This window comes from Olivibacter ginsenosidimutans, assembly GCF_039542865.1.
Lineage (GTDB): Bacteria > Bacteroidota > Bacteroidia > Sphingobacteriales > Sphingobacteriaceae > Olivibacter > Olivibacter ginsenosidimutans.
Window position 1 is genome coordinate 153,678 of the sequence record NZ_BAABIQ010000041.1, and the last position, 26,058, is coordinate 179,735.

At 39.4% G+C, this 26,058-nt stretch carries 28 protein-coding genes; 19 read left to right on the forward strand and 9 right to left on the reverse strand.

All coding sequences use genetic code 11. The annotated features are described in order from the left end of the window. Nucleotides 1-10: 10 nt before the first annotated feature. Together ABD930_RS16395 and ABD930_RS16400 are read right to left on the reverse strand one after the other, a co-directional pair. Complete coding sequence (locus ABD930_RS16395) at nt 11-418, reverse strand: DUF4267 domain-containing protein (RefSeq protein WP_345233104.1); 408 nt, start codon at nt 416-418, stop codon at nt 11-13. Between the two features lie 78 nt (nt 419-496). Beyond that, nucleotides 497-721, reverse strand: a complete 225-nt coding sequence (locus tag ABD930_RS16400; RefSeq protein WP_345233105.1) for a hypothetical protein — start codon at nt 719-721, stop codon at nt 497-499. A gap of 117 nt (nt 722-838) precedes the next feature. Between ABD930_RS16400 and ABD930_RS16405 the strand changes: the two genes are divergently transcribed. Continuing rightward, nucleotides 839-1,633, forward strand: coding sequence for a helix-turn-helix domain-containing protein (locus ABD930_RS16405; protein WP_345233106.1), 795 nt, complete (start codon nt 839-841; stop codon nt 1,631-1,633). 76 nt (nt 1,634-1,709) lie between these two features. Next, nucleotides 1,710-2,336 (forward strand): NAD(P)-dependent oxidoreductase, encoded by a 627-nt coding sequence (locus ABD930_RS16410; protein ID WP_345233108.1) that lies wholly within the window; start codon nt 1,710-1,712, stop codon nt 2,334-2,336. 62 nt (nt 2,337-2,398) lie between these two features. On the opposite strand, the gene ABD930_RS16415 is transcribed toward ABD930_RS16410, so the two are convergent. Next, complete coding sequence (locus ABD930_RS16415; RefSeq protein WP_345233110.1) at nt 2,399-3,547, reverse strand: aldose epimerase family protein; 1,149 nt, start codon at nt 3,545-3,547, stop codon at nt 2,399-2,401. A 115-nt stretch (nt 3,548-3,662) separates the two neighbouring features. On the opposite strand from ABD930_RS16415, the gene ABD930_RS16420 reads away from it, so the two are divergent. Then, entirely contained in the window at nt 3,663-4,352 is a 690-nt protein-coding gene (locus ABD930_RS16420; protein ID WP_345233112.1) for an O-methyltransferase, read from the forward strand. 55 nt (nt 4,353-4,407) lie between these two features. Then, complete coding sequence (locus tag ABD930_RS16425; protein WP_345233114.1) at nt 4,408-5,220, forward strand: siderophore-interacting protein; 813 nt, start codon at nt 4,408-4,410, stop codon at nt 5,218-5,220. A gap of 36 nt (nt 5,221-5,256) precedes the next feature. Here ABD930_RS16425 and ABD930_RS16430 read toward each other — a convergent pair whose 3' ends face one another. Beyond that, nucleotides 5,257-5,610, reverse strand: coding sequence for a hypothetical protein (locus ABD930_RS16430; protein ID WP_345233117.1), 354 nt, complete (start codon nt 5,608-5,610; stop codon nt 5,257-5,259). A gap of 144 nt (nt 5,611-5,754) precedes the next feature. Between ABD930_RS16430 and ABD930_RS16435 the strand changes: the two genes are divergently transcribed. Both ABD930_RS16435 and ABD930_RS16440 read left to right on the forward strand, forming a co-directional pair. Next, on the forward strand, nt 5,755-6,324 hold the full coding sequence (locus ABD930_RS16435; protein WP_345233119.1) for an RNA polymerase sigma factor: 570 nt from the start codon (nt 5,755-5,757) through the stop codon (nt 6,322-6,324). 64 nt (nt 6,325-6,388) lie between these two features. After that, nucleotides 6,389-6,733: a hypothetical protein gene (locus ABD930_RS16440; protein WP_345233121.1), complete on the forward strand. Its 345-nt coding sequence runs from the start codon at nt 6,389-6,391 to the stop codon at nt 6,731-6,733. 145 nt (nt 6,734-6,878) lie between these two features. Here the strand turns inward: ABD930_RS16440 and ABD930_RS16445 are convergent, their stop codons facing one another. The 3 genes from ABD930_RS16445 to ABD930_RS16455 form a co-directional block, all read right to left on the reverse strand. After that, nucleotides 6,879-8,150 carry an MgtC/SapB family protein gene (locus tag ABD930_RS16445; RefSeq protein WP_345233123.1) on the reverse strand — a complete coding sequence of 424 codons (1,272 nt, stop codon included), beginning with the start codon at nt 8,148-8,150 and terminating at the stop codon, nt 6,879-6,881. A gap of 22 nt (nt 8,151-8,172) precedes the next feature. After that, nucleotides 8,173-9,006 (reverse strand): IS5 family transposase, encoded by an 834-nt coding sequence (locus tag ABD930_RS16450; RefSeq protein ID WP_345233126.1) that lies wholly within the window; start codon nt 9,004-9,006, stop codon nt 8,173-8,175. 153 nt (nt 9,007-9,159) lie between these two features. Beyond that, nucleotides 9,160-9,489, reverse strand: a complete 330-nt coding sequence (locus tag ABD930_RS16455; RefSeq protein WP_345233128.1) for a hypothetical protein — start codon at nt 9,487-9,489, stop codon at nt 9,160-9,162. Nucleotides 9,490-9,692: 203 nt separating this feature from the next. On the opposite strand from ABD930_RS16455, the gene ABD930_RS16460 reads away from it, so the two are divergent. Further along, nucleotides 9,693-10,520: an alpha/beta fold hydrolase gene (locus ABD930_RS16460; protein WP_345233130.1), complete on the forward strand. Its 828-nt coding sequence runs from the start codon at nt 9,693-9,695 to the stop codon at nt 10,518-10,520. Here the strand turns inward: ABD930_RS16460 and ABD930_RS16465 are convergent. Beyond that, entirely contained in the window at nt 10,517-10,705 is a 189-nt protein-coding gene (locus ABD930_RS16465; protein ID WP_345233132.1) for a hypothetical protein, read from the reverse strand. The genes ABD930_RS16460 and ABD930_RS16465 overlap by 4 nt on opposite strands. A gap of 188 nt (nt 10,706-10,893) precedes the next feature. On the opposite strand from ABD930_RS16465, the gene gap reads away from it, so the two are divergent. After that, nucleotides 10,894-11,892 (forward strand): type I glyceraldehyde-3-phosphate dehydrogenase, encoded by a 999-nt coding sequence (gene gap, locus ABD930_RS16470; protein ID WP_345233135.1) that lies wholly within the window; start codon nt 10,894-10,896, stop codon nt 11,890-11,892. A 167-nt stretch (nt 11,893-12,059) separates the two neighbouring features. Beyond that, on the forward strand, nt 12,060-13,250 hold the full coding sequence (locus tag ABD930_RS16475; RefSeq protein WP_345233142.1) for a phosphoglycerate kinase: 1,191 nt from the start codon (nt 12,060-12,062) through the stop codon (nt 13,248-13,250). A 107-nt stretch (nt 13,251-13,357) separates the two neighbouring features. Here ABD930_RS16475 and ABD930_RS16480 read toward each other — a convergent pair whose 3' ends face one another. Next, nucleotides 13,358-13,672 (reverse strand): BON domain-containing protein, encoded by a 315-nt coding sequence (locus tag ABD930_RS16480; protein ID WP_345233144.1) that lies wholly within the window; start codon nt 13,670-13,672, stop codon nt 13,358-13,360. Nucleotides 13,673-14,325: 653 nt separating this feature from the next. On the opposite strand from ABD930_RS16480, the gene mraZ reads away from it, so the two are divergent. From mraZ to murC, 10 genes are read left to right on the forward strand one after another with little or no spacing between them, the layout of a single operon-like run. Continuing rightward, on the forward strand, nt 14,326-14,790 hold the full coding sequence (gene mraZ / locus ABD930_RS16485) for a division/cell wall cluster transcriptional repressor MraZ (protein WP_345233145.1): 465 nt from the start codon (nt 14,326-14,328) through the stop codon (nt 14,788-14,790). Then, complete coding sequence (rsmH, locus tag ABD930_RS16490; RefSeq protein WP_345233147.1) at nt 14,783-15,694, forward strand: 16S rRNA (cytosine(1402)-N(4))-methyltransferase RsmH; 912 nt, start codon at nt 14,783-14,785, stop codon at nt 15,692-15,694. Before mraZ ends, rsmH begins: the two co-directional genes overlap by 8 nt. A gap of 11 nt (nt 15,695-15,705) precedes the next feature. Further along, on the forward strand, nt 15,706-16,110 hold the full coding sequence (locus tag ABD930_RS16495; RefSeq protein WP_345233150.1) for an FtsL-like putative cell division protein: 405 nt from the start codon (nt 15,706-15,708) through the stop codon (nt 16,108-16,110). A gap of 10 nt (nt 16,111-16,120) precedes the next feature. Beyond that, nucleotides 16,121-18,199, forward strand: a complete 2,079-nt coding sequence (locus ABD930_RS16500; RefSeq protein WP_345233152.1) for a penicillin-binding protein — start codon at nt 16,121-16,123, stop codon at nt 18,197-18,199. Next, nucleotides 18,196-19,659, forward strand: a complete 1,464-nt coding sequence (locus ABD930_RS16505; protein WP_345233155.1) for a UDP-N-acetylmuramoyl-L-alanyl-D-glutamate--2,6-diaminopimelate ligase — start codon at nt 18,196-18,198, stop codon at nt 19,657-19,659. Before ABD930_RS16500 ends, ABD930_RS16505 begins: the two co-directional genes overlap by 4 nt. A gap of 24 nt (nt 19,660-19,683) precedes the next feature. After that, nucleotides 19,684-20,928 carry a phospho-N-acetylmuramoyl-pentapeptide-transferase gene (mraY, locus tag ABD930_RS16510; RefSeq protein WP_345233158.1) on the forward strand — a complete coding sequence of 415 codons (1,245 nt, stop codon included), beginning with the start codon at nt 19,684-19,686 and terminating at the stop codon, nt 20,926-20,928. A gap of 3 nt (nt 20,929-20,931) precedes the next feature. Next, a complete protein-coding gene (gene murD, locus ABD930_RS16515) occupies nt 20,932-22,305 on the forward strand; it encodes a UDP-N-acetylmuramoyl-L-alanine--D-glutamate ligase (protein WP_345233161.1) in 1,374 nt (457 codons plus the stop codon). 33 nt (nt 22,306-22,338) lie between these two features. Then, complete coding sequence (locus tag ABD930_RS16520) at nt 22,339-23,535, forward strand: FtsW/RodA/SpoVE family cell cycle protein (protein ID WP_345233164.1); 1,197 nt, start codon at nt 22,339-22,341, stop codon at nt 23,533-23,535. 12 nt (nt 23,536-23,547) lie between these two features. Next, nucleotides 23,548-24,678 (forward strand): undecaprenyldiphospho-muramoylpentapeptide beta-N-acetylglucosaminyltransferase, encoded by a 1,131-nt coding sequence (gene murG / locus ABD930_RS16525; protein WP_345233166.1) that lies wholly within the window; start codon nt 23,548-23,550, stop codon nt 24,676-24,678. Further along, nucleotides 24,675-26,057 carry a UDP-N-acetylmuramate--L-alanine ligase gene (gene murC / locus ABD930_RS16530; RefSeq protein WP_345233169.1) on the forward strand — a complete coding sequence of 461 codons (1,383 nt, stop codon included), beginning with the start codon at nt 24,675-24,677 and terminating at the stop codon, nt 26,055-26,057. The genes murG and murC overlap by 4 nt, the downstream gene beginning before the upstream one ends. The last annotated feature ends 1 nt before the right edge of the window (nt 26,058 follow it).

Sequence of the window (26,058 nt, forward strand, 5' to 3'; positions counted from 1 at the left end):
TAGCTCGTTTTTATCTTTTGCTGTCTCGGAACAATAACATGCTATTGATGATACCGTAAAGGGCAGTGCAGCTATGAATGAGGAATGCGGGCATATTGCTGAATCCATGAGCCTGATATACTACGCTGGCGTCTACAATTGGGATGCATGTGGCAAACATAAAGATAAATGCGGTGGCCCTTACATTCCTACTATACAATAAGTAAGCGAGGGTCAATCCCGAAAAAACATCTCGAATACCCTTAATGCTACCATATAAGGCCGTTGGACCGTCGGGTAGGGATAATCCAAAGGCTATTGAGGCTTTTAAAGGTTGAAGGGCATAACGGATACCAATAAAGGTAATGCCTAGGGAAATGAGCGCTGCCATCCAGAAGGAAATGGTTCTAGGGCCCCATGTAAATTGCTGTTGTTTCATTGTTATTGACTTTGTGTAAAACCTTATGATGAACGACACAAAGATCTAGTAGGCAGCAGTCAATTTCGTTCACTTGGGTTAATTAATGTTTTTTGCGATTCTTGTGCGGATGCGGTAAAGAGACTGGGGTTTTATGCCGACATAAGAGGCAATATAATATTGGGGTATACGTTGTACGTCTCCTTCTTCTAACAGGTGTTCACAGGGATCCAGGCTTATTTCCTTAAATAATGTGGGGATAAGCTGTTCTTCTGCAGGAGAAAGATTAATAAATTTGGTGATAGTTTTGATCAGTGTTTCCATTTTTCTAATGCTTATATGAAGTGGTTGTGCAAACGTAGTAAATTGTTTATAAGCTATAAATTATTCGTATTCTTTCTGCACCTTTTTTATTTTAGTGACTTTATATATTTTGAGTAGATGATGGATCATCAAAAAATAGCAGTTTCTGAACCGATATCTTTACTTGTAAGGGATATCTGGATATTTGAAGATACGGATACCAACGGAGATACCCACCTTCCTTTCTTTGCAGATGGTTATCCTGGTTTACTGTTTCAGCAGACCCAAAATGGTTTATTTATAAAACCACATCAGAAGCTAATGCCCGTTTCTTTCTTATATGGACAGACGATACAACCTATAACCATGGAATTGGAAGGGGCTTATCTGCTGATTGTTTTCCGTCTTTTTCCGTTTGTGTTTAAAAGCTTTTTTGATGTAGATCCAAAAACGTTGAACGACGAATGTTATGATTTAGAAACTTTTCAGGGTATCGATATTCCATCTTTTAACCAAGAACTGTTAAGACTTGAAACGGTAGCTCTCAAGATTGATGCTATTAGCGAGTTTTTGGCCACGTTACTTAAGCAGAAAAGGGAAAAACTGGATTTTAAGATTAAACAAGTTATAGAACGGATCATTCAGACACAGGGAAAAGAAAACATCCGAACGATAGCCGAAAGGCTACATATACATGTTCGGACACTTGAACGTCGATTTATGCGTGAAACGGGGCTCTCTCCCAAGCAGTTTGCAAAGATTATTCAATTTCAAGGATCTTTGGAAAAGCTTACGGTTAAAGACTTCCAACAAATGAACGAGGTTGTTTACGCCCATGGCTTTGCTGATCAGTCACATTTCATTAAAGTATTTAAAACCTTTACCCATCAGACACCAGGTGCATTTCAAAAGGGAATAAACGAAAAGAATTGACTGTCGTTTTTTTTCTATTTTCTCACTTAAAGGCTACTGAAATTTGTGTTAGTATAAACATTTAATTTATTCGATCATGAATTTAATCATTTTTGGAGCTACGGGAAGTATCGGTATACATCTGGTAGAACAAGCACTGCAAAACGGCCACCGGGTTACTGCTTTCACTAGAACACCGAAAAAATTAGATGCTATTCGGCATCCACAACTAACTGTATTTAAAGGAAGCCTTACCGATAAACAGGCTGTTCATTCAGCGCTAGCTAATCAAGACGCGGTATTATGCGCCATAGGGGATGGTCGTAAAGGGAACATCCGTGCTTTAGGAACGAAAAATATTATTGAGGCCATGGAAGTACTGGGTTTACGGCGGCTAATTTGTGAAACTACATTGGGCTTGGGAGATAGCAAGCAGAGTTTGAATTTTTTCTGGAAGTATTTGATGTTCGGAATGCTGCTCAAAAAAGCATTTAAAGATCATCAATTACAAGAAACATATATTTTTAATAGTACACTCGATTATACCATTGTAAGGCCATCCGCATTTACCGATGATGACCCTTCAGGTCGTTTTAAAGTTGGGTTTTCCGGACGTACTAAAGGATTAAGTCTTAAAATTGCCCGAGCAGATGTGGCGGATTTTATGTTGCAACAGATTGAATCACAAGAATACTGCAGAAAGCCGGTGAGCATTTCTAATTAAGGAAATTAACCTCGGAACAGCATCTCGTTACTTCAATTGCGCGCAAGATATATCCGCTTAAATTATTCTATGGTAAATCGGTAAATGCAGGTACTTTGATAAGTAGAACCGGGCGCTAAGATGGTCGATGGCCAGTCAGGTTTGTTAGGTGCATCGGGATAGTGCTGTGTTTCTAAACAAACGGCACTGAATTGTTTAAGCGCTTTACCTCCCTTACCAAGTTGTGATCCATCCAGACTGTTGCTGGTATACACTTGAATACCAGGTTCATTCGTGTAAACGGAAAGTGTAATTCCATTATTGGGTTCACGTAAGCTTGCTGCTAATATACTGGTGTCTCCTTTGGTATTTAATACCCAGTTGTGATCTAGGCCGCCAACAAATTGTAGTTGCTGATGCTTAGGATCGCGATCCATCCCTGTTTGGATAACTAGCGGTTGTCGGAAATCAAATGGTGTGTGAGCAACTGAAGCAATCTCACCAGTTGGAATAAGATTGGAATCCAAGGGGGTGTAAGTATCACCATTGACATATAAAATATCGTTCAAAGCCGATTGTTCTGGGTTGCCCGAAAGATTAAAAAAACTATGATTAGTTAAATTGATAACCGTCTTTTTATCCGTTGTTGCGTGATAGTGGATGGCTAATGCGCCATCATGGGTAAGGGTGTAGGTAACCTGTGCCTGAACATTTCCGGGAAAACCAGATTCACCATCAGGTGATTGATAAGATAGTTGTAAGGTACTATCATTAGGTTGATCAGCAGCAAACACTTGACCTCGCCACCCTGCGCTACCGCCATGGATGGCATGCTCGCCGTTATTCTTGTCTATCATAATGGTATCGTTATCCAATACAAATTTTCCATAACCAATGCGATTGGTTACCCGGCCCATAGTGGCTCCAAAAGAAGATGGTTGTGCGAGGTAATCAGCAATGCGGTTAAATCCTAAAACGACATCAGTTGCTTTTCCATTTTTATCGGGTACAATCAATGAAACCAGACGAGCGCCATAGTTAGTAATGCAGGCTTCCATTCCTTGGGTGTTACGCAGGATGAATAGATCAGTAGAGTCGCCATGAACAATCGTTTGGAAATCTTTGCGGAGTAAACCTGATTGTGTACGCTCCTTGTTTGGTGATGGACTGCACGCGAATAATATTCCTAAAGAAACGAATAAAAGGGAAATGTGAATTTTTTGGGTATTCATGGAATTTTTAGATAGTAACTAGTTTATTGCCAAACATACATAAAAAAACTTACCTTTATTTTATTTGTTAATTAGAATGATTCTTAATAATATTGACGATGATTAGTTTATCGATATGGCAAAGGTAAAACCGGCACTTTTTGAAGTGCTACACGATACCCAAGTGGAAACGGTGTTAATGCGTTTATATAAAGCAGCTTTACGACAGGGATGGCAGATGCTTTGGCATTTTTTACCAAAAGTATTTCAGCTATTAGGTAAGGGAATTGATTGGAAAACAGAAGAAGAATCCTTCTATAAAGATAAATATATACCCATTCTTCCTGATCAGGGTACTTTTTTGTATTTACAAGCGCGAGCAATCAGCGCGCAACATATCTTAGAATTTGGTACTTCTTATGGTATATCAACCATTTACTTAGCGAAGGCTGCAAAAGATAATGGTGGAAAGGTGATTTCTACAGAATATTTACCACATAAAGTACAAGCGGCACGCAAGCACTTAGAGGAAGCGGGACTTTCGGATTGGGTAGAAATTTTGGAGGGCGATGCCCGCGAAACATTAAAGGAAAACACCGTGAGTTTCGACATGGTATTGCTAGATGGTTGGCCGGATATGGTTTATACTATTTTTAAACTCGTTGAACCTCGGTTAAAAAAAGGAGCAATTATTTTGGTAGATGATGTGGAAGGGTTTAGACCCTCTATGCAAGACTATTTGGATTATGTCAGGAATCCGGTTAATGGATACTTATCGAGTACCATTTCGTTGCGTAAGGGACTGGAATATACGGTGAAAACTTAAAGTTGAGGGTATCGGTGGTACTGATTTTTTAGCATAGAACTTAGAAAATAAACGAATGAAATTTAAAAGCATACAAGCAGCATTACAGGTGAGTCGGAAAAAGTGGATTACACCACATTATATCCGAATATTTTTAACAGGAGAGGACGTGTATCGGATAGCCAATACAACGGTTGGTGTGAATAATAAAATTCTAATTCCTCCCAAAGGGGTAGATAAAATTTATTTTCCGGAGTTCAACGATCAAACGATGGAGTGGGTACATCCTCCTGAAGCAGTACGGCCGATCGTTCGCACCTATACTCACCGGGGAATAAACCTGGAAACCAATGAGATTTGGATCGATTTTGTGGCCCATGGCGAGGAGGGGCCAGCATCTGCATGGGCAACGCATGCTGCAGTAGGTGATGTATTGGGCGTTTTAATGCGTGATGGAAAGTCTGAACTTTTTCCCTTACGCGAAAAATACCTTTTGGTTGGCGACGCTACAGCCCTACCGGTGCTTGGCGCTATTTTGGAACACCTACCTGCTACGGCCAAGGCGATATGTATATTGGAAGTGCATGATAAACAGGATGAGCAGATATTAAAAACCGATGCTGATGTGGAATTCATTTGGTTGCATAATGACGCTCCTCAAAAGGGCAGTCTTTTATCTAAATTGATAGCGCGAATACAACTACCTGAAAAATCGCGATTTGCGTATATAGCAGCTGAATACGATACCGTAAAGTCTATTCGTTCCTATCTCCGTCAGGAAAAAAATTGGCAGCGCGATGAATTATATGCTTACGCCTATTGGAAGGCTGGCGTGGCAGAAGATAAGTCATCGGCCGAACGCCATGCCGAAAAAGAAAAAACAACATAGAGCGGCACGTCACGTAAGCGATTAGGGAAATGGCGCTTAAATTTTAGTATTGCTCTTTTGATTTCGAATAATAACATAATACAATAGAAAGCCCACTGCAATAAAAACGAGTTCGACACCAAAAGGTAAGGGTGAATTTCGTAATGTTGCCTCTGGGATGAAATCAAGCACGATTAAGCCAGCGCCACTAAAAAATAACAATAGACCCCACTTCAGCGAAGCAAGTTTGGAGTCAGAAACGTGGTTTAATAATTTCAACGATTCGGCGCCAATCTGTCCAGAATTGATTAATCGATTCTTTAAAATAAAATCAAAAATTATCCGAACTAAAAGAAATACTGTTGCGAAAAAACCAATGGGAACTAAGATTCCAGCTAAGTCAAACATCATATTTTTTTATTTAGTGTTAACGATTTTGTTTTCCCAATAGACAATGTCGTTCATCAAAAGGTTGCAGTTTTTTTCAGAAAAAACTTTTGCAGCATTTTTTCCAAATATGCAACATTTATCCTAAGGCGCTTGTCTAATGAGGGTATGTTCACAGAGCGGGAGTTAGTAGCCAAAATTGTCAGCGGAAATGTAAAAGCGTTTGAACTGTTGATTAAACGGTACGAAAAGCTTGTGCTTCATATGGTATCTAAAATGATTAGCTGTGACGAAGATGTACATGATGTCTGTCAGGATGTATTCATTAAGGTATATCATCAACTACACACATTTAGTTTTCAGTCTAAATTAAGCACATGGATTGCGCGAATAGCGTATTTTACAACAATTAATCATTTGCGAAAGGTTCATCGCGAACAATTGCGGATAACCAACGATGATCTTTTGGCTATTGAAAATAATTATTTTACAGAAGAAACACCAGAGCAGTTGTTGATTAAAAAAGACGCATCCGCTTATATACAACATTTAGTGCAACAATTGCCTTTGGCATACCGTTCTGTACTTACGCTGTTTTATTTGGAAGAGTTCAGTTATCAGGAGATACAAGAGGTGACAGGGATGCCGGAGGGAACGGTAAAAAATTATATTTTTCGCGCTAAGAAGCTCTTGCGTGAAAAATTAGCGCAATATGTCCTCTTAGAAAACAAGCTTTGAATGGTAATGGAGAAGACGAATATATATGAAGACAATTAGCTAAATTTGCATAAGGAAGATTTTTATGAAGGAGGAACAAGAAAATCCTATCGATATCAATGCGTTATTGGAAACTGCATTAAGGCGGGAACCCGATACGAGTTTGCCTTATGGTTTTGCAAGGACAGTAGCTCGGAAAGCTTTTGCCCAACGTGCTCGATTTATAGGATATATAAAATCGTTGGGGATCGGTGTCTGCCTTGGTGTCGTTATGCTGATGGTTTTATACCTATTTACACCCACTTTTGGCAAACAGATCATGGGATTGCTGTTTCATTGGAAGTACACAGTGATTTTCATTGTTAGTGTGGTGACCATAATCCAATATTTCGACTATAAATTGAAGATCGTTCATAGATGGGATGAATGATAGTGATCATCATCTTAAACAGGCATGGCTTGAGCCATTTCTTTTGCTGTTTGGCCAGGGTAGCAAGTTCCTTGATACAAGTGTTTGTTTATGCTTGTTTCAGTTTTTTAAGGAATCAACTTTCGGCTGTCGCAATCATCACGTGTTAGAGCAACAAATCAGAAACATGAAATACCCTGTCTAATACCACTGCCGTAATCCCAACCAATAAGATACTTAATAATTTGAGAGTAAACTCTTTTACTACCTTCTTATTACTGATTGTTCTCCAAACGATGGGTAAATCTATCAGTGCACTTGCCATAGACGATATAATAGCGACACTTCCGGCCACGGTGGCTGTAATTTCTCCATGCTCAGCCATGGTTGCAGCAGCAGCAGTAGTACTCGCAGAGCTGATAAATCCTCCAATAAGTCCGGTGACCATAATACCAAGGCTACCAAATACCCTAGTTAAAAGAGTACCCGAGGTTTGAATAACAATGAACAATATACCGAACCATAATACCTTACGGAGAGAAATAGGCGAGCTTAGTTTAAGGTCTATTTCCTGTTGGACATCTTTGTGTCTGATATAGTCTCTCCATATCCATAATGCGGCAATAGCAGCCATAGCTACCAGTGGAAATAAGGTTGCCGCTAAGGAAAGAGGTACGAAAAGCGCAGCTAAAACCATATTGCGGACAAACATAGAAATGTTGATTAAACTGGAGAGGGTGGTGATTTTTTCCGGAGTTCCTGCATCTTCAAGCCGACTGCTAATTTCTGCCACCGTGGCCGTGCTATTGACCAGTCCGCCGAAAATAGCACCCAAGTATAGACCATGCGATCGATAAATTCGGAGAAAAACGTAGTTGACAAAACCTATTCCGGCTATCGCAATAATGCTAATCCAAGCATCACTTGGGTTAAATAACTGCCACGGATCTATAAATCGATCGGGCATGATGGGGTAAATAACAAAGCCTATCAACCCTAAAATAATAGCGCTTCGGATTTCAGAGGGCTGCAAACCGCCGGCAAATCGGTTCAACTCCGTTTTCCAAGCAAGAAGCATGGTTACGATAATCGTTCCGGCAACTGGTGTGAAAATATGGCCTAACCCGACCAAAACACCCAGCAGGTAATCGGCAATGAGTGCAGCCGACGTCGTAATTTCCACGGTGTTATCTGTTTTCAGACTGCGGGCATTGGTGACAATGATTAGTAAAAAGACACCTACCATGGCCGCTATTATAACAGATGGACTAATTACGGCGGCAAACATACCCAATAAAGCGACAATGGAGAAGGTACGGATACCGGCTTCTTTATGAGACCATTTCCTTTCCATGCCAATGAGCATACCCATGCCTAACGCTACGGTCAGCTTTAAGGCCATAGGACCGACAGGATAATTAAGAAATTCTTGTTGCATCGTTATACCGTTTAGAACTCGTTTAAACTTTTTCCTTTTTGAAGGGTTTGAACTTTTTCAAGGCTAATACAATAAAAGCAAGATAGTTAAACCCTGTCCAGCTTGCCACGGTAGTATCAAACCTGTTTAGTAACGACCGGAAACTGTCCATCCATGCATTGGTACGCTCGATGACATAGTGTTGGTCATAAAGTTCTTTGTCAAAATAGTCATCTCTGTCCCTGTCACCGTTGCGTCTGTTGAAGCAGATATTGGCATTGATTTGCTCTTGGGCACAAGCCTGTCGAAAATCTTTGGAATCAAAGCCCGCATCAGCATTGAGGAATAATCCCTCCACACTCAGGTCAGCATCTTTCAGCGTGCCAGTAACGACTTCAAACTGCACCTCAATGTCATACAGGTCATTATGGTTGCCTGCCAGAGGTTCAGACATCGCCAAAGGTAGCCCCTGCCTTTCGCTAAGATACAGGGCATTAGTGGTTTTACGCCTCTTACGAGCTTGATATTCTACTTGTTCCCCACCCTTGATAGCCGAGGTGTGACTGCCATCCAAGTCCACGCTGGAAAGGTCGAGTTTTGATTTATGGCGGTGGAGAAAGTTCACCCAACAGTCTTTCCAAAAACCACATAGGCACCATTTCCGGTAATGGTAATATACCGACTGCCAACTGAGTACTTTACTGTCAAAAAGGGCTTTTACAGGCAATTGATACCACTGAACACCCGTTTTGAGTTTGTAAAGAATGGCGTTAACAATCTCTACCAATGGAACCGTCGGGGCAAATCCTCGATTCGTCTTTGGTATGTAAGGGACTATTTCCAATGCTATTGTATCTTTGTCAAGTACAGAGTACATAAAGGGTTGGTTTTGATAATTGTATGTTTCGCAACACAAATATCTGCAACCCTTTTTTATTTTTAAAAAAAAGTTTAAATCACTTCTTAGCTAAATAACCGGACAGGTGATTTAATATAAAATAATCAGTATGCGTCTTTTGTTCGACTACCGTTAAATTCGAATTGTTTTGAAAGCAAGAACAATCCATTGGTCGCCTTCTTTTTCCAATTTGAATCCACCGACTAAGCCGGTTTTTTTATTCAGGACTAAGCAACTTGCTCGGTTACTACTAATACTGATATGTTGTAGTGCAACAGATTGAGGGCTGTTTTGTTTGAATTCGTCATAAGATAAACATTGTAAAAATATAGCGGTGGTGTCATTATGGGGATAATCAACTATCGATTTAGGGTTTCTCAAAGGGTGCTGTTTTTCCATTTTACCTTTCTGGCAAGATAAAAATAGACAACAAAGCAATCCGATGGATAAGTACTTATTCATTTAACAGGGGTTTAAGTGAATAGATTTTCGAATGCAAAAATAGATGCCTAATAAGAAATAATATAAATTTTTACACCAAAGTGCTTTTATCTTACACATAAAGGTTATTTTTAACCTCATCATGCGTTTGTCTACCATTTTAAGGTTAAAAGAAGGCTTTATAGGTAGCGAACATATTTATACCTTTGGAGTTAATAGAATATATGCATAGTTATTTATCAATAAAGCAGAAAAAAATACGGATCGGAGATATTAGTATTGCTTATTTGGAAAAATTTGCTGATAATCCCAGAAAGACCATCATTTTTATTCACGGTTTTCCTTTTAACAAGAATATGTGGATAGATCAGTTGGCTGCATTACCTTCTGATATACACGGCCTTGCGTTGGATGTACGTGGGCATGGTCGTAGCACAATTGGACACGGATATTTTAGTATAGACGTTTTCGCGAAAGATTTGATCCGTTTTATCGAACAATTAGGTTTATTTAAAGTGGTATTATGTGGTATTTCTATGGGAGGGTATATCGCATTACGCGTTAACGAGCTGATGCCTACACTTATTGAGGGGTTGGTTTTGGTAAGCACAAATGCGCAAGCAGACAATAATGCCGCGAAGATTAAACGCTTTGATACCATACAATCTGTTTTAAAATTTGGGCGAAGAACATTTGCTATAGGTTTTGTAAAAAATGTTTTCTCAGAAGAAAGTTTGAAAACGAAGCAGGATGCCGTAGAGCTCATCCGAAGTAGTATTCGGAGAAATGATGTCAGGAGCATTTGTGCTACTTTATTGGCGCTGGCTTCGCGAACAGACACCTCGGCAAGCTTAAACGGTATTCCGTTCCAAGTGCTTATCATAAAAGGTGAGGAAGATAAGCTCATGACTATGGAACAGGCTAACCAACTAAAAATGAACATACCCCAGGCGGAACTGATGATCATGAAGCAATGTGGTCATTTACCGAACTTGGAAAGTCCAGAGCAGTTTAATCAGTTGCTGCATCGATATTTAGGTCATTTAGATTAGTTATGTGTGTTATGTTTTGTTGGAGGTTGCTCACTAAATTTCCGTTTTGTAGCCGGTGATTTTAAGACCGGTTTTTCCTTTCGGTAAACTTTATCGCTTGTTCTTTTTACGACTTTATCATCGATAGGTGGGTGTTGTTCGGAATCTGTGGGTTGATATTTTTCTGAATTTTCCTGTTTTTTCATATTTGATGCGTATTTTTTGATGGTATTTATTTTAATTGATTTACTTTATTTTATAGCAATCATTTAGCGCGTTAAGTTATAATTTACCTAAATTTAACAGATAAAAATAGCTTTTGTTTAACTAAGGAGACGATATTCCTTAACTTTGTTTTGCCTAAGCTATAGGCAAAAAAACAAGTAAAAAACCAATGAGGGTAGCAATTAATGGTTTCGGCCGTATCGGTCGGAATGTATTACGAAATATTATACGAAGAAATGAGGCATTAACCATCGTTGCCATCAACGATTTGGCCGATAAGCAGACGTTGGGGCATTTATTTAAATATGATTCTGTACATGGTCCATTTGAGGGCACTGTTGCTGTTACAGCAGACGGTTTAACCATTAATGGCGTATCTATAAAAATCATTAATGAGCGTATACCATCTCATTTACCTTGGGCTGCTTTGGATATCGACTTGGTTTTGGAATGCAGTGGAAAATTTACGTCGAGGAAAGCGACAAGTGAACATTTGGATGCTGGAGCACGACAGGTGGTGATTTCCGCTCCTTCAACTGATCGAGAAGTGCCTACTATTGTTTTAGGTGTTAATGATACAGCTATTGATCTTCACGCTGAAATCTTATCAAATGCATCTTGTACGACAAATAATGTTGCTCCATTGATCAAAGTACTTGATGAACGATGGAAGATCGTTGACGGATATATAACTACGGTTCATTCCATGACGGGTGATCAGAATTTACATGATGCTCCACATAAAGACTTAAGGAGAGCCCGAGCAGCCTCTTCTGCGATTATTCCTACTACTACTGGGGCAGCAAAGGCGGTAACAAATGTATTTCCACATTTAATGGGGAAATTAGGGGGAGCCGGTATTCGTGTACCAGTGCTGAATGGATCATTAACTGATTTTACGTGCATTTTGGAAAAGCAGCCAACGGTTGAAGCGATTAATGAAGCCTTTGCTTTTGCAGCAGAAAATGAATTGAAAGGAATTTTGCAGTATACGGAGGACCCTATCGTTTCTGTTGATATTATCAATTCAACCTATTCTTGCGTTTTTGATGCCTTATTAACTTCTGTAGTTGGTGGCTTGGTTAAAGTGGTAGGATGGTATGATAATGAATACGGCTATTCGAATAGGTTAGTTGATTTGCTGGTCAAAATTAAACAAGTGCAATAGCAAATGGCTTATTGTATAAGCACACATTTTTATATATGTTTGCTTTTTATAACAAGTAATCCAACCTCAATAAGCTGGCGTAGTAAACCGCACTTGTTTCGGTTATGAACAATAGTGTTTAGACTTGTTTAAATGCATAACACGTAAATTAAAGACAAAAAATTTAAATGAAAACGATTGACGATCTGAATTTCTCTGGAAAAAAGGCATTGGTAAGGGTAGACTTTAACGTTCCTTTAGATGAAAATTTTAATATTACGGATGATAACCGCATTAAAGGCGCAAAGCCTACCATAGAAAAAATCATAAAAGATGGTGGAGCAGTAATTTTAATGTCACACTTGGGACGCCCAAAGGAAGGACCGACAGACAAATTCTCTTTAAAACATATTGTAAAACATTTGTCGCAAGAGTTGAATGTTGATGTGCAATTTGCGGATGATTGTATCGGACAACAAGCAGTGGATAAGGCAAAGAACCTAAAACCCGGAGAGGTATTGTTGCTTGAAAACTTACGCTTTTATAAGGAAGAAGAGAAAGGGGATGATGCTTTTGCCGAGAAGTTAGCTGCCCTAGGGGATGTATATGTAAATGATGCTTTCGGAACGGCACACCGTGCACATGCGTCGACTGCTGTTATTGCACAGTTCTTTCCAAACGCTAAGTATTTTGGTTACCTAATGGCCGCAGAATTAAAAAATGCCGAAAAAGTGTTGAATAATCCGGAGCGGCCTTTTACAGCAATAATGGGAGGCGCAAAGGTTTCCGATAAATTAGAACTTATTGAAGCGCTATTGGCAAAAGTAGACAATTTAATTATTGGTGGAGGTATGGCGTATACCTTCGTTAAAGCTAAAGGAGGTGAAATTGGTCAATCGTTAGTAGAACTAGATAAACTCGATTTGGCAAATAGCCTCGTAGAGAAAGCAAAGGAGAAAGGAGTACAGTTAATTTTACCTACTGACTCACAGATCGCTGATAAATTTGCGAATGATGCGGAGGTATATGATGGACCTAACAACGAAATTCCGGCGGATAAAATGGGCTTGGATATTGGTTCAGATTCTGCCAAGGCGTTTGCCGATGTCATTAAATCTTCTAAAACGATTTTGTGGAATGGGCCAATGGGGGTATTTGAAATGGATACCTTTGCAAAAGGAACAAAGGCTGTAGCCGAAGCGGTAGTAGATGCGACTAAAAATGGTGCGTTTTCATTAATAGGGGGAGGAGATTCCGCTGCAGCTGTCACGAAATTCAATATGACTAAGGATGTTAGCTATGTAAGCACGGGTGGTGGCGCTTTGCTTGAATACATGGAAGGTAAAGAATTGCCTGGTGTTCAAGCAATCAATGCTTAGTGCTAAAAAAAGGTTTACAACCAACAAGGTCTTGGTACCTCATTTAATAACAAAATCATTAACATATAAAAGAGGATACCGATCAAATCGGTATCCTCTTTTATATGTTAATGTGCCATCGAAACCGAATCTGTTGTCACTTGCATTTTCTGCTCAATTGTAGCCTTATTAATTACAGATTTCACTCCTTTTGTTTTTTTAGCTAATGTTTGTGCGGCCTGCATGCTAGCCTCGTCTGGAAAGGTGCCGGTAAAGGTGGCTACGCCATCGGATACGGCTACTTGCGCACCCGGCTCCAAGATGTATTCAATTTCGTGTTGAGCACGCTGATCTTTTAACGACTTTGAGCTACAAGATATCAACCAAAAGCATAAACCCATTACTATAATGGATAATATGCACCATCGTTTGAAGTCCATCATTTCTACATTATTTTTTCTTTTATAATTGGCCGTCTTTTATGTTAGACGGTGTACTGTGCTGATATGTTGTGATGCTTGTATTTAAAAAGCCTCTCGACATTTATCATTTCCTATAAGCTTTTTATTACTGTTTACGGTCTCTTAAACAGGCTTATTTCATAAGTAAATTTAATTAAAAAAAACGACTATTGCAATAATTTAGTTATCATAAAAGTCTACGATACAGCTATTTCCATCGGCTTATTCATAAAGTAAGCTTATTTATAACGTCCCCGGTTTAAGCCGCATATGCAATGATCAACAGCGTATTAATTTTATGACTATCGGATAAATTATCCAAATGGGCATAACACGTCACCTCAACTGTAGTGAAGAACTCTTATTCCGAACGTAGATGAACTACTGCTCTAACTAAAGCTGCTTTAACTTCAGAGCAAAATCTCTGTGTAAACGTTCAGATAGTCATTTTAATTTTTGTTCATAAAAACTCCAATAAAGATGAGGGGCATGACCGATAAGATAGCGGTGAGAATCTAATAATTAGGAGGCGTTGTGGGAGAAAATATAGTGTGGAAAACTTTTTTGTGGGAGAAAGTGGGAGAAAGTGGAAGATTTATCTAATTTTACATTGAATATTTGGATAAACTGTATAGATGGCTCATTTTCTCGGAGAATTTGAATGTAAGCTCGACGCCAAAGGAAGAATGGTGTTACCTGCCGGCCTCAAAAAGCAAATACCTGAGGTTGAACGGGAAGGGCTTGTTATTAACCGAGGGTTGGAGTCGCATCTGGTGATTTATCCTAGAAGGGAGTGGGATAGGATTATGGAGGAGTTAAGTAAGCTTAATACGTTTGAACGTAAAACAAGGGACTTTGTGCGGAAATTTATGCGTGGTGCCACAGAGCTTAGTTTAGATTCGGCAAATCGGGTATTGATTCCAAAATCCCTTTTGGAGTATGCATCAATCGATGGAGAGGTGGTGCTGGCAAGTCAGTTTAATAAGATTGAGGTTTGGGCAAAAGAAACGTATGATGCCCAATGGGAAGATGAGGGGGATGATTTTGCGTCGTTGGCAGAAGAGGTTATGGGTAATTTGAATAGGAGGGTAGATGGATAGGGTGTACCATATACCAGTTTTACTAGAGGCGTGTATGGACGGATTGGACATAAAATCCAACGGAGTTTATGTCGATGTGACCTTTGGTGGTGGGGGGCATTCGCGTGAGATTTTAAAACGTTTAGGGGAAGATGGGCGTTTAATTGCCTTTGATCAAGATCCGGATGCTTTAAAAAATGCCCTTGTTGATAAAAGATTCGCATTGATACATCAAAATTTCAGATTCTTAAAGAACAACTTGCGTTTGGAAGGGATAAAATTGGTAGATGGAATCTTAGCTGATCTCGGGGTGTCTTCCCATCAATTCGATGAGGCAAACCGGGGATTTTCAACTCGCTTTGATGCCGACTTGGATATGCGGATGGATCAAATAGGAGATTTGGATGCAAAAGGGGTCTTAAATCGCTATGCAGAAGATCGATTGCAAGAGGTGTTTGGAAGATATGGTGAGATCAAAAATGCGAAAACACTTGCTCGCACAATTGTCTCGGCAAGGTTGATAAAACCGATTGTAACCGTGGGTGATTTAAAAACAGTGGCGACTGGATTGGCCCCAAGAGGAAAAGAAAATAAATATTTTGCTCAGCTTTTTCAGGCGTTGCGAATAGAAGTTAATAAAGAATTGGAAGTATTGGAAGAGTTTCTGCGACAAGCGGAAACGGTTTTAAAACCCGGGGGTAGATTGGTGGTCATGTCTTATCATTCATTGGAAGACAGATTAGTAAAAAATTTTATGGCCAAGGGTAAATTTAGCGGTACTGTAGAGAAGGATTTTTATGGTAATGAGATTAAACCATTTAAGTTGGTGACACGTAAGGCTATTGTAGCGTCGGATGAAGAAATAAGCATGAATAATCGAGCTAGAAGCGCCAAATTGAGAATAGCGGAAAAATTAGTGAACTAATTTACAGACGTATGCTGAATAGTTATAAAAATGAGGAGCTAAGTGAGGAACAGCAAGAAGCCTTGCAAGATGATGTAGAAGCGAAAGCGGATGAGTCAAAAGACTTTTTAAGATCCTTGTTTACATTTAACGGATTTTCCTCATCGAAAGCAGTGGCAGCGGTTCCTTTTATCGGCTATTTGGCCTTGTTGGCTATTATATATATTGCTAACCGGCATTTTGCAGAAAATAGCGTTCGTGAAATAGATAATTTATCGCGGGAAGTTAAATACTTAAGTTGGGAATATAAGTCTTTAAAAGCAGACTTAATGCAAAAGAGTACGCAAAGTGAAGTGGCTCGAAAGGTGGATACATTAGGATTAAAGGAATTGGTTGAACCTCCGAAGAAAATTAGTTTAGGCTTGGATAGTATATAAGGTACTGTACATGAATATCAGAACAGACATATTGTTACGCGTTTACCTATCTTTTGGGTTGATAGTACTGTTTGCGCTGGCGGTTTTGTATAAAATGTTTGATTTGCAAGTTGTGGAAGGCGCACATTGGCAGGCGATGGCGGATAGCTTATCAACCAGGTATCAAACGGTGGAGGCTACGAGAGGAAATATATTTTCTGTTGATGGAAGTTTGTTGGCGACTTCAGTTCCTGAATATGATATCCGTATGGATATGATCGCACCTGGTATTTTGGAAGATGATGTTTTTTATTCAAAAGTAGATTCACTTGCAGCGAAACTGGCTTCTTTTTTTCAGGATAAATCGGCAGAGCAGTATCGTCGTCTATTACGAAAAGCTAGAAAAGATAAGAATCGTTATTTTCTGGTAAAGCGTAATGTGAGTTTTCAGGATATGAAGGCGGTGCGTACCTTTCCGATTTTTAAACTGGGTAAATACAAAGGCGGCTTAATTGCAGAACAAAAGAATAAACGTATTTTACCCTTTAAAACGTTGGCAGCACGTACTATAGGTTATAAAAATGAGCATGTGCAACCGGTGGGCTTAGAGGGAGCGTATGCAGAATACATGGATGGAGAAAGCGGTAGTCGCCTAGTGCAACGCATCGCTGGGGGTAGTTGGATGCCTATTAATGAAGACACAGAAGTGTCTCCTAAAGATGGTGCCGATATTATCTCGACCATTGATATTAACATGCAGGATATCGCTCAGAAGGCTTTGGAAAAACAATTGATAGCAAGCGATGCGGATAACGGTTGTGTGGTTCTAATGGAAGTCACTACGGGGGAGGTAAGGGCGGTAGCAAATTTCACCAAGGTGAAAGAAGGCGTGTATAAAGAGAAATTTAATTACGCCATTGCCCAAAGTGCCGAGCCTGGTTCAACCTTTAAGTTGGCCTCTTATATGGCTGCTATTGAAGATGGTAAAGTGGATACCAGTGATATTATCGATACCGAGAATGGAACGTTTAGGGTGTATGGCCACACGATTCGTGATGATCATGCTGGTGAGGGTAAAATTTCCGTAAAAAGGGCGTTTGAAGTGTCATCAAACACCGCCGTAACCAGACTTATCTATAAAAATTATAAAGATAATCCATCGGCATTTACCAATAGGTTATATGCGATGCATTTGAATGAGCCTTTGGGCTTACAAATACCGGGGGAAGGACAACCTTTGATAAAAACACCAAAGAGCAAGTCGTGGAGTGGATTGACATTGCCACAGATGGCTTACGGTTATGAATTGAAATTGACCCCATTGCAGATGCTTACATTATACAATGCGGTGGCTAATAATGGTAGGATGATTGCCCCATTGTTTGTGAAAGAAGTGCGACGCCTGGGAAATACTGTAGAGAAATTTGAGGCGCGCGTGATTAACGAAAAAGTGGCCTCTGATGCTACTATCGCAAAAATGAGGGGGATGCTGGAGGGCGTAGTGCTAGAAGGCACGGCAAAGCAATTAAAAAATTCGCTCTTTACCGTGGCTGGAAAAACGGGTACAGCCCAGATGGCAGATGGTGCGGCGGGTTATCGGACCAATAGAAGATATCAAGGTTCATTTGCCGGATATTTTCCGGCAGATCATCCCAAATATTCCATGATTGTGGTGGTGCAAAACCCAAGAAAAGGGGGGTATTACGCGGCTACTGTTGCGGCTCCGGTTTTTAAAGAAATAGCAGAAAGGGTATACGCTACAGATAACCAAATGTATCAGAATTTTACATCCCTGAAACTCGCTTCTTATGGGGCAACACCTGCTATAAAATACGGCTTTCAAAAAGATAGCCAATTGGTGTTTAATGCATTTGGAATAAAATCTATCCCCTCGGCCAAATCAGATACAGTTAAACAGCTGTTGGGTGAAGACGATATGGTATATGGTAAAGTTCCAGATCTAAAAGGTATGGGATTAAAGGATGCCATGTATCTCTTAGGCAATGTGGGAATGAAAGCCGTTGTAAAAGGTCAGGGAAAGGTTGTAAAACAGTCAATAAGTCCGGGTGAATTGGTGAATAAAACGGCTATAACAATTGAATTGGAATGATATCGCTAGTAAAAATATTGCATGGAGTTTCCATAAATGAGACCATAGGTACACTGGATTTGTCGATCCGTCATTTAACCTTTGACTCGCGTCTTGTGGAAACCGATGACCTATTCATAGCGATCAAGGGTACATTTCAGGATGGCCATGCCTTTATTGATAAGGCGATTGCTTTAGAGGCAAGAGTTATTGTTTGTGAGCAATTACCAGCGGTAATTAATGACCACGTTACTTATTTGCAGGTTGAGGATGCCAGTTATACTCTGGGTTTGATGGCAGCTAATTTTTACGATAATCCTGCTGCTAAACTGAAACTGGTGGGTATTACTGGTACTAATGGCAAAACTACCGTAGCAACCTTATTGTATAAGCTATTTACTGAGCTTGGCTTTCATGTAGGCTTGCTTTCTACCGTACAAAATAAAATTAATGATCAGGTGATAGCATCTACACATACTACACCTGATCCTATCAATTTGAATAAGTTGCTACAGCAAATGGTAGTTGAAGGCTGTGATTATTGCTTTATGGAAGTAAGCTCTCATGCCATTGTGCAACATCGGATTGCGGGATTATCATTTGTTGGAGGCGTTTTTACAAATTTAACCCATGATCACCTAGATTTTCATAAAACCTTTGATGCTTATTTAAAAGCCAAAAAAGCTTTTTTTGACGGTTTGGGAAAATCAGCTTTTGCCTTAGCGAATGTTGATGATAAACACGGAAAGGTGATGTTGCAGAATACCCTTGCTTATAAGAAGACATATGGATTGAGGAATATAGCAGACTATAAGGGTAAAATCATCGAAAGCCATTTCAATGGCATGCTGATGCAGCTTGATGGTAGAGAAGTTTGGACTCGACTAATCGGGACATTTAATGCATATAATATATTGGCTGTATATAGTGTGGCGATATTGCTAGAGCAAGACAGCACTCGAGTGCTAACCATTCTAAGCAGATTATCTGGGGCGGAAGGCAGATTCGATACGCAACTTTCTGCTTCAGGAATCGTAGGTATTGTGGATTATGCGCATACACCAGATGCCGTGAAGAATGTTCTAGAGACCATCGTAGGATTGCGTAAAAATACAGAGCAGATCATTACAGTAATTGGTTGTGGTGGAGATCGGGACAAAACGAAGAGGCCGGAAATGGCTAAAGTGGCCACAAAATTAAGTGATAAAGTTATTTTAACGTCTGATAATCCACGAAGTGAGGATCCAAAACAGATTATAGAAGAAATGGAGCAAGGGGTACCAAAAGACAGCAGAAAGAATGTTTTTGCCATAACGGATCGCTATGAAGCTATTAAAGCAGCTGTACATTTAGCTCAACCTGCTGATATTATCTTGGTTGCAGGAAAGGGGCATGAAAAATATCAGGAAATAAAAGGAGTGAAAAAGGTTTTTGATGACAAGGCCATATTGCGTGCGCTTTTTGCCGAGATAGACAACTAAATAGGATTTATATAATCGTAAGGAATGCTATATTATTTTTTTTCATATGTGCATGATCATTTTAACCTACCAGGTACGGGGTTATTTCAATATATCTCGTTTCGTTTTGGTATGGCGGTTATATTATCCTTAATTATAACAACCGTATATGGCGGTCGGTTAATTGGTTTGTTACGTAAAAAACAAGTAGGAGAGACGGTGAGGAGTTTAGGGCTCGAAGGGGAATCACAAAAGCAAGGGACACCTACCATGGGTGGCCTCATCATTATAGCAGGTATATTACTCCCTACCGTGCTTTTCGCCAAATTGGAAAATATATATGTCATTTTGATGATTGTGGCAACAGTATGGATGGGTGCCGTAGGATTTTTGGATGACTATATTAAAGTATTTCGAAAAAACAAGGAGGGGTTAGCTGGTAAGTTTAAGATTGTTGGCCAAGTGGGATTGGGAGTTATTATTGCATGGACGATGTACTATCATCCATCTATCGTAACCCGGCAAAAGGTGAATGGTCCCATTAAAGGTGAGCATATTGCGATACAACAAAACTTTGATGGCACAAAAAGTTATTATAACCTAGAGGTTAAGTCTACGAAAACGAATATCCCTTTTTATAAAAACAATGAATTTGATTATGGTAAGGTGTTGAGTGTTTTTGGAGTGCCTGATGGTAAATATGTGTTTTTTGTCTTTTTGGTTTTTGTGGTATTTATCATTACTGCAGTATCAAACGGTGCAAATATCACTGACGGTATTGACGGATTGGCAACTGGTACATCCGCTATTATAGGAGTAACCTTAGCGATTTTAGCATATGTTTCGGGTAACAGCATATTTGCAGATTATCTCAATATTATCTATATCCCCCAGTCGGGAGAGCTGGTGGTGTTTGCTGGCGCTTTTGTAGGTGCTTGCGTTGGTTTTTTATGGTATAACTCCTATCCGGCGCAAGTGTTTATGGGTGATACGGGAAGTTTGGCGATTGGGGGAATTATAGCTGCCTTCGCTATTATGATTCGTAAAGAATTATTGATTCCTGTATTATGTGGCATTTTTTTGATCGAATTGGTATCTGTTATTTTACAGGTATCCTATTTTAAATATACGAAGAGAAAATTCGGTGAAGGTCGTCGGATATTTTTAATGTCGCCTTTACATCATCATTACCAAAAGAAAGGGTATCATGAATCTAAAATTGTAACCCGCTTTTGGATTGTAGGAATTATTTTGGCTGTCATCACAATAGTTACGTTGAAGGTACGATAGACCATGAATACAAAGGGAACACATATCGATAATAAAAAGCCATTTTTGGTGGTTTTGGGGGCAGGCGAAAGTGGCATAGGAGCCGCTGTGCTTGGCCAGAAGCAGGGCTTTGATGTGTTCGTTTCAGATGCAGGGGAAATCAAAGAAAATTATAAAAAGCAGCTAGCCGATCGGGCTATTGCTTATGAGGAGAAAAAGCATTCATTGGATATCCTGCTTTCAGCTAATATCGTTGTTAAAAGTCCTGGGATTCCAAGAAAAAGCGCTATAGTTCAGCAGCTAATAACCCAAAACATACCCGTTATTGGCGAAATTGAATTTGCTGCCCGTTATACAGACGCAAGAACGATTTGCATCACGGGCTCTAATGGTAAGTCGACAACAACGATGTTAACCTACGATATCTTGAAAAAGTCGGGATTAAATATTGGTTTAGCGGGAAACATTGGTCGAAGTTTCGCTTTGCAGGTTGCTACAGAGCCTTTTGATGCATATGTGCTGGAAATCAGTAGTTTCATGCTGGAGGATATGGATACATTTCGAGCAGATATTGCTGTTCTATTAAATATTACGCCAGATCATTTGGATCGTTACGATTATAAAATGGATAATTACGTAGATGCGAAGTTTAGCATAACCCGTAATCAACGTAAAGACGATTTTTTTATCTATTGTAAGGACGATCCAGAAACGTTAAAGGGGTTGGCAAGAACGCCGATTAATGCGATAACATATCCATTTAGTCAACAAGAAGTAGTTGAACCAGGTGCATACTTAAATAAGGATAAAGAAATCATTATAACAATACCTAACCAGGAAAAATTCATCATGTCTATCAACGATTTAGCTTTACAAGGGAAACACAATGTGTACAACAATATGGCCTCTGGAATAGTGGCCAAAATATGGGAATTGCGAAATGAATCCATTCGCGAGAGTATGGGAGAGTTTGTGAACATTCCCCATCGTTTGGAGCATGTGACACGTATTTCGGGTATTGAATTTATTAATGATTCGAAGGCGACAAACGTTAATTCTGTATGGTATGCCTTAGAAAGTTTACCAGAAAAGATTGTACTCATCATGGGAGGCGTAGATAAGGGGAATGATTATCATATGCTTAAGGAATTAGTAAAAATGAAGGTACGGGGTATTGTCTGTCTCGGTAAGGATACTAAAAATATTCATAATGCCTTTGAAGATGATACCGAAATTATAGTCAACACACAAACGATGAGTGAGGCCGTTCAGATCGCTTATCATATTGCACAAAAAGGAGATACGGTACTGTTATCACCTGCCTGCGCAAGTTTTGATTTATTTAAGAATTATGAAGACCGGGGAGATCAGTTTAAGGCTGCCGTAAGGGAACTCTGATGTTTAATACCGTTTTTCTATAAAAAATAGATTATGGAAAGAATTTTTAGTAAGCTAAAAGGAGACAAATGGATATGGATAATCGTAATTATATTATCCGTATGGTCATTATTGGCAGTTTATAGTTCTACCGGAACGTTAGCTTATAAAGAAGGTAGAGGGACAGAAACGTATTTAATTAAACATTTTACGTTGGTTTTTGCCGGATTGGTATTAATGTACTTTTCGCATTTGCTAGATTATCGGTATTATGCGGGTATATCAAAGATTTTGATGATCATTACCATTCCGTTGCTGCTTTATACCTTGTTGTTTACAAGCGCCGTAAATGATGCCAATAGATGGGTAACTATTCCTGTAATTAACCAGACCTTTCAGACGTCAGATATGGCTAAGCTAGCGCTCATTACGTTTTTAGCAAGGATGCTGACGCGAAAACAGGAAAACATAAAAGATGTGAAACGCGCTTTTATGCCTATTATGGGATCTGTTTGTGTGGTTATTATCTTAATTGCTATTGCCAATATGTCTACCGCTATTATGCTCTTTGCTGTAAGTATTTTGTTGTTGATCATTGGTAGAATCAGTATTAAGCAAATTGCTTATGTTAGTATTGCAGGCGTCTTCCTTTTAACATTGGTTGTATTGTTGGGCCCGAGGCGACAAACGTATATTTCGCGGGTAGAGACATTCATGGGAAAAGGAGAGCCTGATCCGGATAAAGAATTCCAAGCAAACCAGGCTAAAATTGCCATTGCAACCGGAGGTATTTTTGGTAAAGGGCCTGGTAACAGTACACAACGGAATGTATTGCCCCATCCGTATTCTGATTTTATTTTTGCCATCATTATTGAAGAGTACGGTGCTATTGGTGGTGTTTTGCTAGCGATTTTATATTTGGTGTTCATGTACCGATGTATTCGTATCGTAACACAGAGTCCTAAGGCCTTTGGCGCCTTATTAGCGGCCGGTTTAGGTTTTAGTTTAACCATCCAAGCTTTTGGGAATATGGCTGTTGCAGTAGGGTTGGGCCCGGTGACTGGGGTGCCTTTGCCCTTGGTGAGTATGGGGGGGACTTCTATCTTGTTTACAAGTGTTGCTTTTGGTATCATTTTGAGTGTTAGTCGAAATATTGAAGAATTGAAAACGAAAGGTGTCTATAAGGACACAAAAGATATTAAAACCAAGCATGATAAGGTGATTATTGGTGAAATACCTGTAGTGGCATAAAAATATTGAATTATGGTTAATCCAGTAAAACGTATTATTATTAGCGGAGGTGGTACCGGAGGGCATATTTTTCCCGCGGTGTCGATCGCCAATGCATTGGTACGTTTAATGCCGAACATAGAGATTCTATTTGTTGGTGCAAAAGGTAGAATGGAAATGGATAAAGTACCTGCTGCAGGCTATAAGATTATTGGGTTAGATATACAGGGAATCAATAGAAAGTCATTAGTAAAGAATTTGCTATTGCCTTTTAAGCTATGGAAAAGTATTCGCCAGTCAGAAAAAATTATTGATGATTTTAAACCTGATGCCGTAGTAGGTGTCGGAGGATACGCTTCAGGACCCTTGTTACACGCAGCTGGCAAGAAACATATTCCTTATTTAATACAAGAACAGAATTCATTTGCAGGTATAACGAATAAGAAATTGGGAAAGAAAGCGGCAAAGATTTGTGTAGCCTTTGACGGTATGGACAAGTTTTTTCCTGCAGAAAAGATTTTGTTTACCGGAAATCCTATTCGAAGGGATACTGTGGCAATTGCAGGTAAAGACTTTGAAGCTAAGGAATTATTGGGGTTAGATCAGCAGAAAAAAACCATACTCCTGACGGGAGGAAGTTTAGGTGCCCGTACCCTAAATACATGCATGCTTGAAGGACTAGAGAAATTAAGAGACGAAGAAGTACAGGTGATCTGGCAATGTGGTAGTTTTTACTATGAACAGTTAGCTGGTTTATTGAAGGAACAGTCTTGGGACCATGTATGTCTGAAATCTTTTTTGCATCGTATGGATCTTGCCTATGCCGCAGCCGATATGATAATAGCCCGTGCAGGTGCTGGAACGATAGCGGAACTTTGTGCTATAGGTAAGCCGGTGGTATTGGTGCCATCGCCAAATGTGGCAGAGGATCACCAAACTAAGAATGCCTTAGCCCTAACGAAAAAGCGGGCCGCAATAATGGTTACAGACGCAGATGCACCTCATAAATTAATAGATACTGCCCTAGCATTGATTCATGACAAAGATCAATGTAAAGAGCTCGCTGCAAATATTAAACAATTAACAAAATGGGATGCAGATGAAATGATTGCTAAGGAAGTACTAAAGCTAGCAGATCGTAAGCGACAGTCGGAATCCAAATGAACAAATTGAAACGCGTTGAAATGATTATTGAAGATTTAAAACAGGTGTTTCTAATCGGTATCGGTGGCATCGGAATGAGTGCCTTAGCCCGGTATTTTAATCATTTTAATGTGCCAGTAGCTGGCTATGATAAAACAGAGACAGCACTTACCCGACAATTAACAAACGAAGGCATATCTGTATATTATGATGATGCTGTTGAACATGTAGCTTTTGCGTTTACTTACCCTCAGCAGGATTATTTAATTATTTATACACCAGCAGTTCCGAATGATTTAGCTATACTACGATTTTTCCGGGAATTAGACTGCCGGTTATATAAACGATCGGAAGTATTAGGTATAATCAGCAACCGGTGCCATACGATTGCTATTGCCGGGACACATGGTAAGACGACAACGAGCAGTATGATTGCCCATTTATTAACGCATAGCGGTTATGGTTGTTCGGCGTTCTTAGGTGGAATTGCAGCAAATTATAATACTAATGTATTATTCTCTTCTAATCAAACATTGGTTGTTGAGGCAGACGAATATGATCGCTCCTTTTTAACGTTATATCCATCAATTGCTGTAGTTACCTCTATGGACGCCGATCATTTGGATATTTATGGTGATCAAAGTCATTTAGTAGAATCGTTTCGATTATTTATTGATCAGGTGGCGACAACTGGTATAAGAATTGTTAAAGCGGGTTTGACATTACCGGCTGATATACACTATAGTATCGTAGACAAAGCGGATGTTTATGCAGATAATATCCACATAATAGATGGTATGTTTCATTTTGAATACCACGCTATGGATATCACTATTAAAGGAATAAAATTAGGTATTGCTGGAAGGCATAATATCGAAAATGCAGTAGCTGCTATTACGGCAGTAAGAGCCTTGGGTATTACGGAGGATGCTATTAAAGAAGCATTAGCTTCATTTAAAGGGGTGAAACGGAGATTTGAATTTATTGTCTGTCAGGAAGATTGCGTGTATATTGATGATTATGCACACCACCCGGTTGAATTGGAAGCGTGTTTATCAGCGGTAAAAGAATTATACAACGGGAAAACATTAACCTGTATATTTCAGCCACATTTATTTTCAAGAACGCGCGATTTTGCAGATGAATTTGCCCAAGCACTTGCCCAAGCTGATATTGTAATTTTGATGGATATCTACCCTGCGAGGGAAGAACCAATTGTAGGCATAGATGCCGAGTGGTTGCTCCTTAAAATTGATGTAGAGCGGAAATATAAACTGTCAAATGCAGAAATATTGGATTATATCAGAAATGAAAGGCCTGAAGTATTAGTTACGGTAGGTGCCGGTAATATTGATCTATTAGTTGAACCGATTAAGGAGATTCTGGAAAATGTGGAATAGG

What these genes read in the sequence shown, in the direction of transcription:
- ABD930_RS16395 (WP_345233104.1), bottom strand. Translation starts at nt 418, where the DNA reads ATGAAACAACAGCAATTTACATGGGGCCCTAGAACCATTTCCTTCTGG.
- ABD930_RS16400 (WP_345233105.1), bottom strand. Translation starts at nt 721, where the DNA reads ATGGAAACACTGATCAAAACTATCACCAAATTTATTAATCTTTCTCCT.
- ABD930_RS16405 (WP_345233106.1), top strand. Translation starts at nt 839, where the DNA reads ATGATGGATCATCAAAAAATAGCAGTTTCTGAACCGATATCTTTACTT.
- ABD930_RS16410 (WP_345233108.1), top strand. Translation starts at nt 1,710, where the DNA reads ATGAATTTAATCATTTTTGGAGCTACGGGAAGTATCGGTATACATCTG.
- ABD930_RS16415 (WP_345233110.1), bottom strand. Translation starts at nt 3,547, where the DNA reads ATGAATACCCAAAAAATTCACATTTCCCTTTTATTCGTTTCTTTAGGA.
- ABD930_RS16420 (WP_345233112.1), top strand. Translation starts at nt 3,663, where the DNA reads ATGGCAAAGGTAAAACCGGCACTTTTTGAAGTGCTACACGATACCCAA.
- ABD930_RS16425 (WP_345233114.1), top strand. Translation starts at nt 4,408, where the DNA reads ATGAAATTTAAAAGCATACAAGCAGCATTACAGGTGAGTCGGAAAAAG.
- ABD930_RS16430 (WP_345233117.1), bottom strand. Translation starts at nt 5,610, where the DNA reads ATGATGTTTGACTTAGCTGGAATCTTAGTTCCCATTGGTTTTTTCGCA.
- ABD930_RS16435 (WP_345233119.1), top strand. Translation starts at nt 5,755, where the DNA reads ATGTTCACAGAGCGGGAGTTAGTAGCCAAAATTGTCAGCGGAAATGTA.
- ABD930_RS16440 (WP_345233121.1), top strand. Translation starts at nt 6,389, where the DNA reads ATGAAGGAGGAACAAGAAAATCCTATCGATATCAATGCGTTATTGGAA.
- ABD930_RS16445 (WP_345233123.1), bottom strand. Translation starts at nt 8,150, where the DNA reads ATGCAACAAGAATTTCTTAATTATCCTGTCGGTCCTATGGCCTTAAAG.
- ABD930_RS16450 (WP_345233126.1), bottom strand. Translation starts at nt 9,006, where the DNA reads ATGTACTCTGTACTTGACAAAGATACAATAGCATTGGAAATAGTCCCT.
- ABD930_RS16455 (WP_345233128.1), bottom strand. Translation starts at nt 9,489, where the DNA reads ATGAATAAGTACTTATCCATCGGATTGCTTTGTTGTCTATTTTTATCT.
- ABD930_RS16460 (WP_345233130.1), top strand. Translation starts at nt 9,693, where the DNA reads ATGCATAGTTATTTATCAATAAAGCAGAAAAAAATACGGATCGGAGAT.
- ABD930_RS16465 (WP_345233132.1), bottom strand. Translation starts at nt 10,705, where the DNA reads ATGAAAAAACAGGAAAATTCAGAAAAATATCAACCCACAGATTCCGAA.
- gap (WP_345233135.1), top strand. Translation starts at nt 10,894, where the DNA reads ATGAGGGTAGCAATTAATGGTTTCGGCCGTATCGGTCGGAATGTATTA.
- ABD930_RS16475 (WP_345233142.1), top strand. Translation starts at nt 12,060, where the DNA reads ATGAAAACGATTGACGATCTGAATTTCTCTGGAAAAAAGGCATTGGTA.
- ABD930_RS16480 (WP_345233144.1), bottom strand. Translation starts at nt 13,672, where the DNA reads ATGATGGACTTCAAACGATGGTGCATATTATCCATTATAGTAATGGGT.
- mraZ (WP_345233145.1), top strand. Translation starts at nt 14,326, where the DNA reads ATGGCTCATTTTCTCGGAGAATTTGAATGTAAGCTCGACGCCAAAGGA.
- rsmH (WP_345233147.1), top strand. Translation starts at nt 14,783, where the DNA reads ATGGATAGGGTGTACCATATACCAGTTTTACTAGAGGCGTGTATGGAC.
- ABD930_RS16495 (WP_345233150.1), top strand. Translation starts at nt 15,706, where the DNA reads ATGCTGAATAGTTATAAAAATGAGGAGCTAAGTGAGGAACAGCAAGAA.
- ABD930_RS16500 (WP_345233152.1), top strand. Translation starts at nt 16,121, where the DNA reads ATGAATATCAGAACAGACATATTGTTACGCGTTTACCTATCTTTTGGG.
- ABD930_RS16505 (WP_345233155.1), top strand. Translation starts at nt 18,196, where the DNA reads ATGATATCGCTAGTAAAAATATTGCATGGAGTTTCCATAAATGAGACC.
- mraY (WP_345233158.1), top strand. Translation starts at nt 19,684, where the DNA reads ATGCTATATTATTTTTTTTCATATGTGCATGATCATTTTAACCTACCA.
- murD (WP_345233161.1), top strand. Translation starts at nt 20,932, where the DNA reads ATGAATACAAAGGGAACACATATCGATAATAAAAAGCCATTTTTGGTG.
- ABD930_RS16520 (WP_345233164.1), top strand. Translation starts at nt 22,339, where the DNA reads ATGGAAAGAATTTTTAGTAAGCTAAAAGGAGACAAATGGATATGGATA.
- murG (WP_345233166.1), top strand. Translation starts at nt 23,548, where the DNA reads ATGGTTAATCCAGTAAAACGTATTATTATTAGCGGAGGTGGTACCGGA.
- murC (WP_345233169.1), top strand. Translation starts at nt 24,675, where the DNA reads ATGAACAAATTGAAACGCGTTGAAATGATTATTGAAGATTTAAAACAG.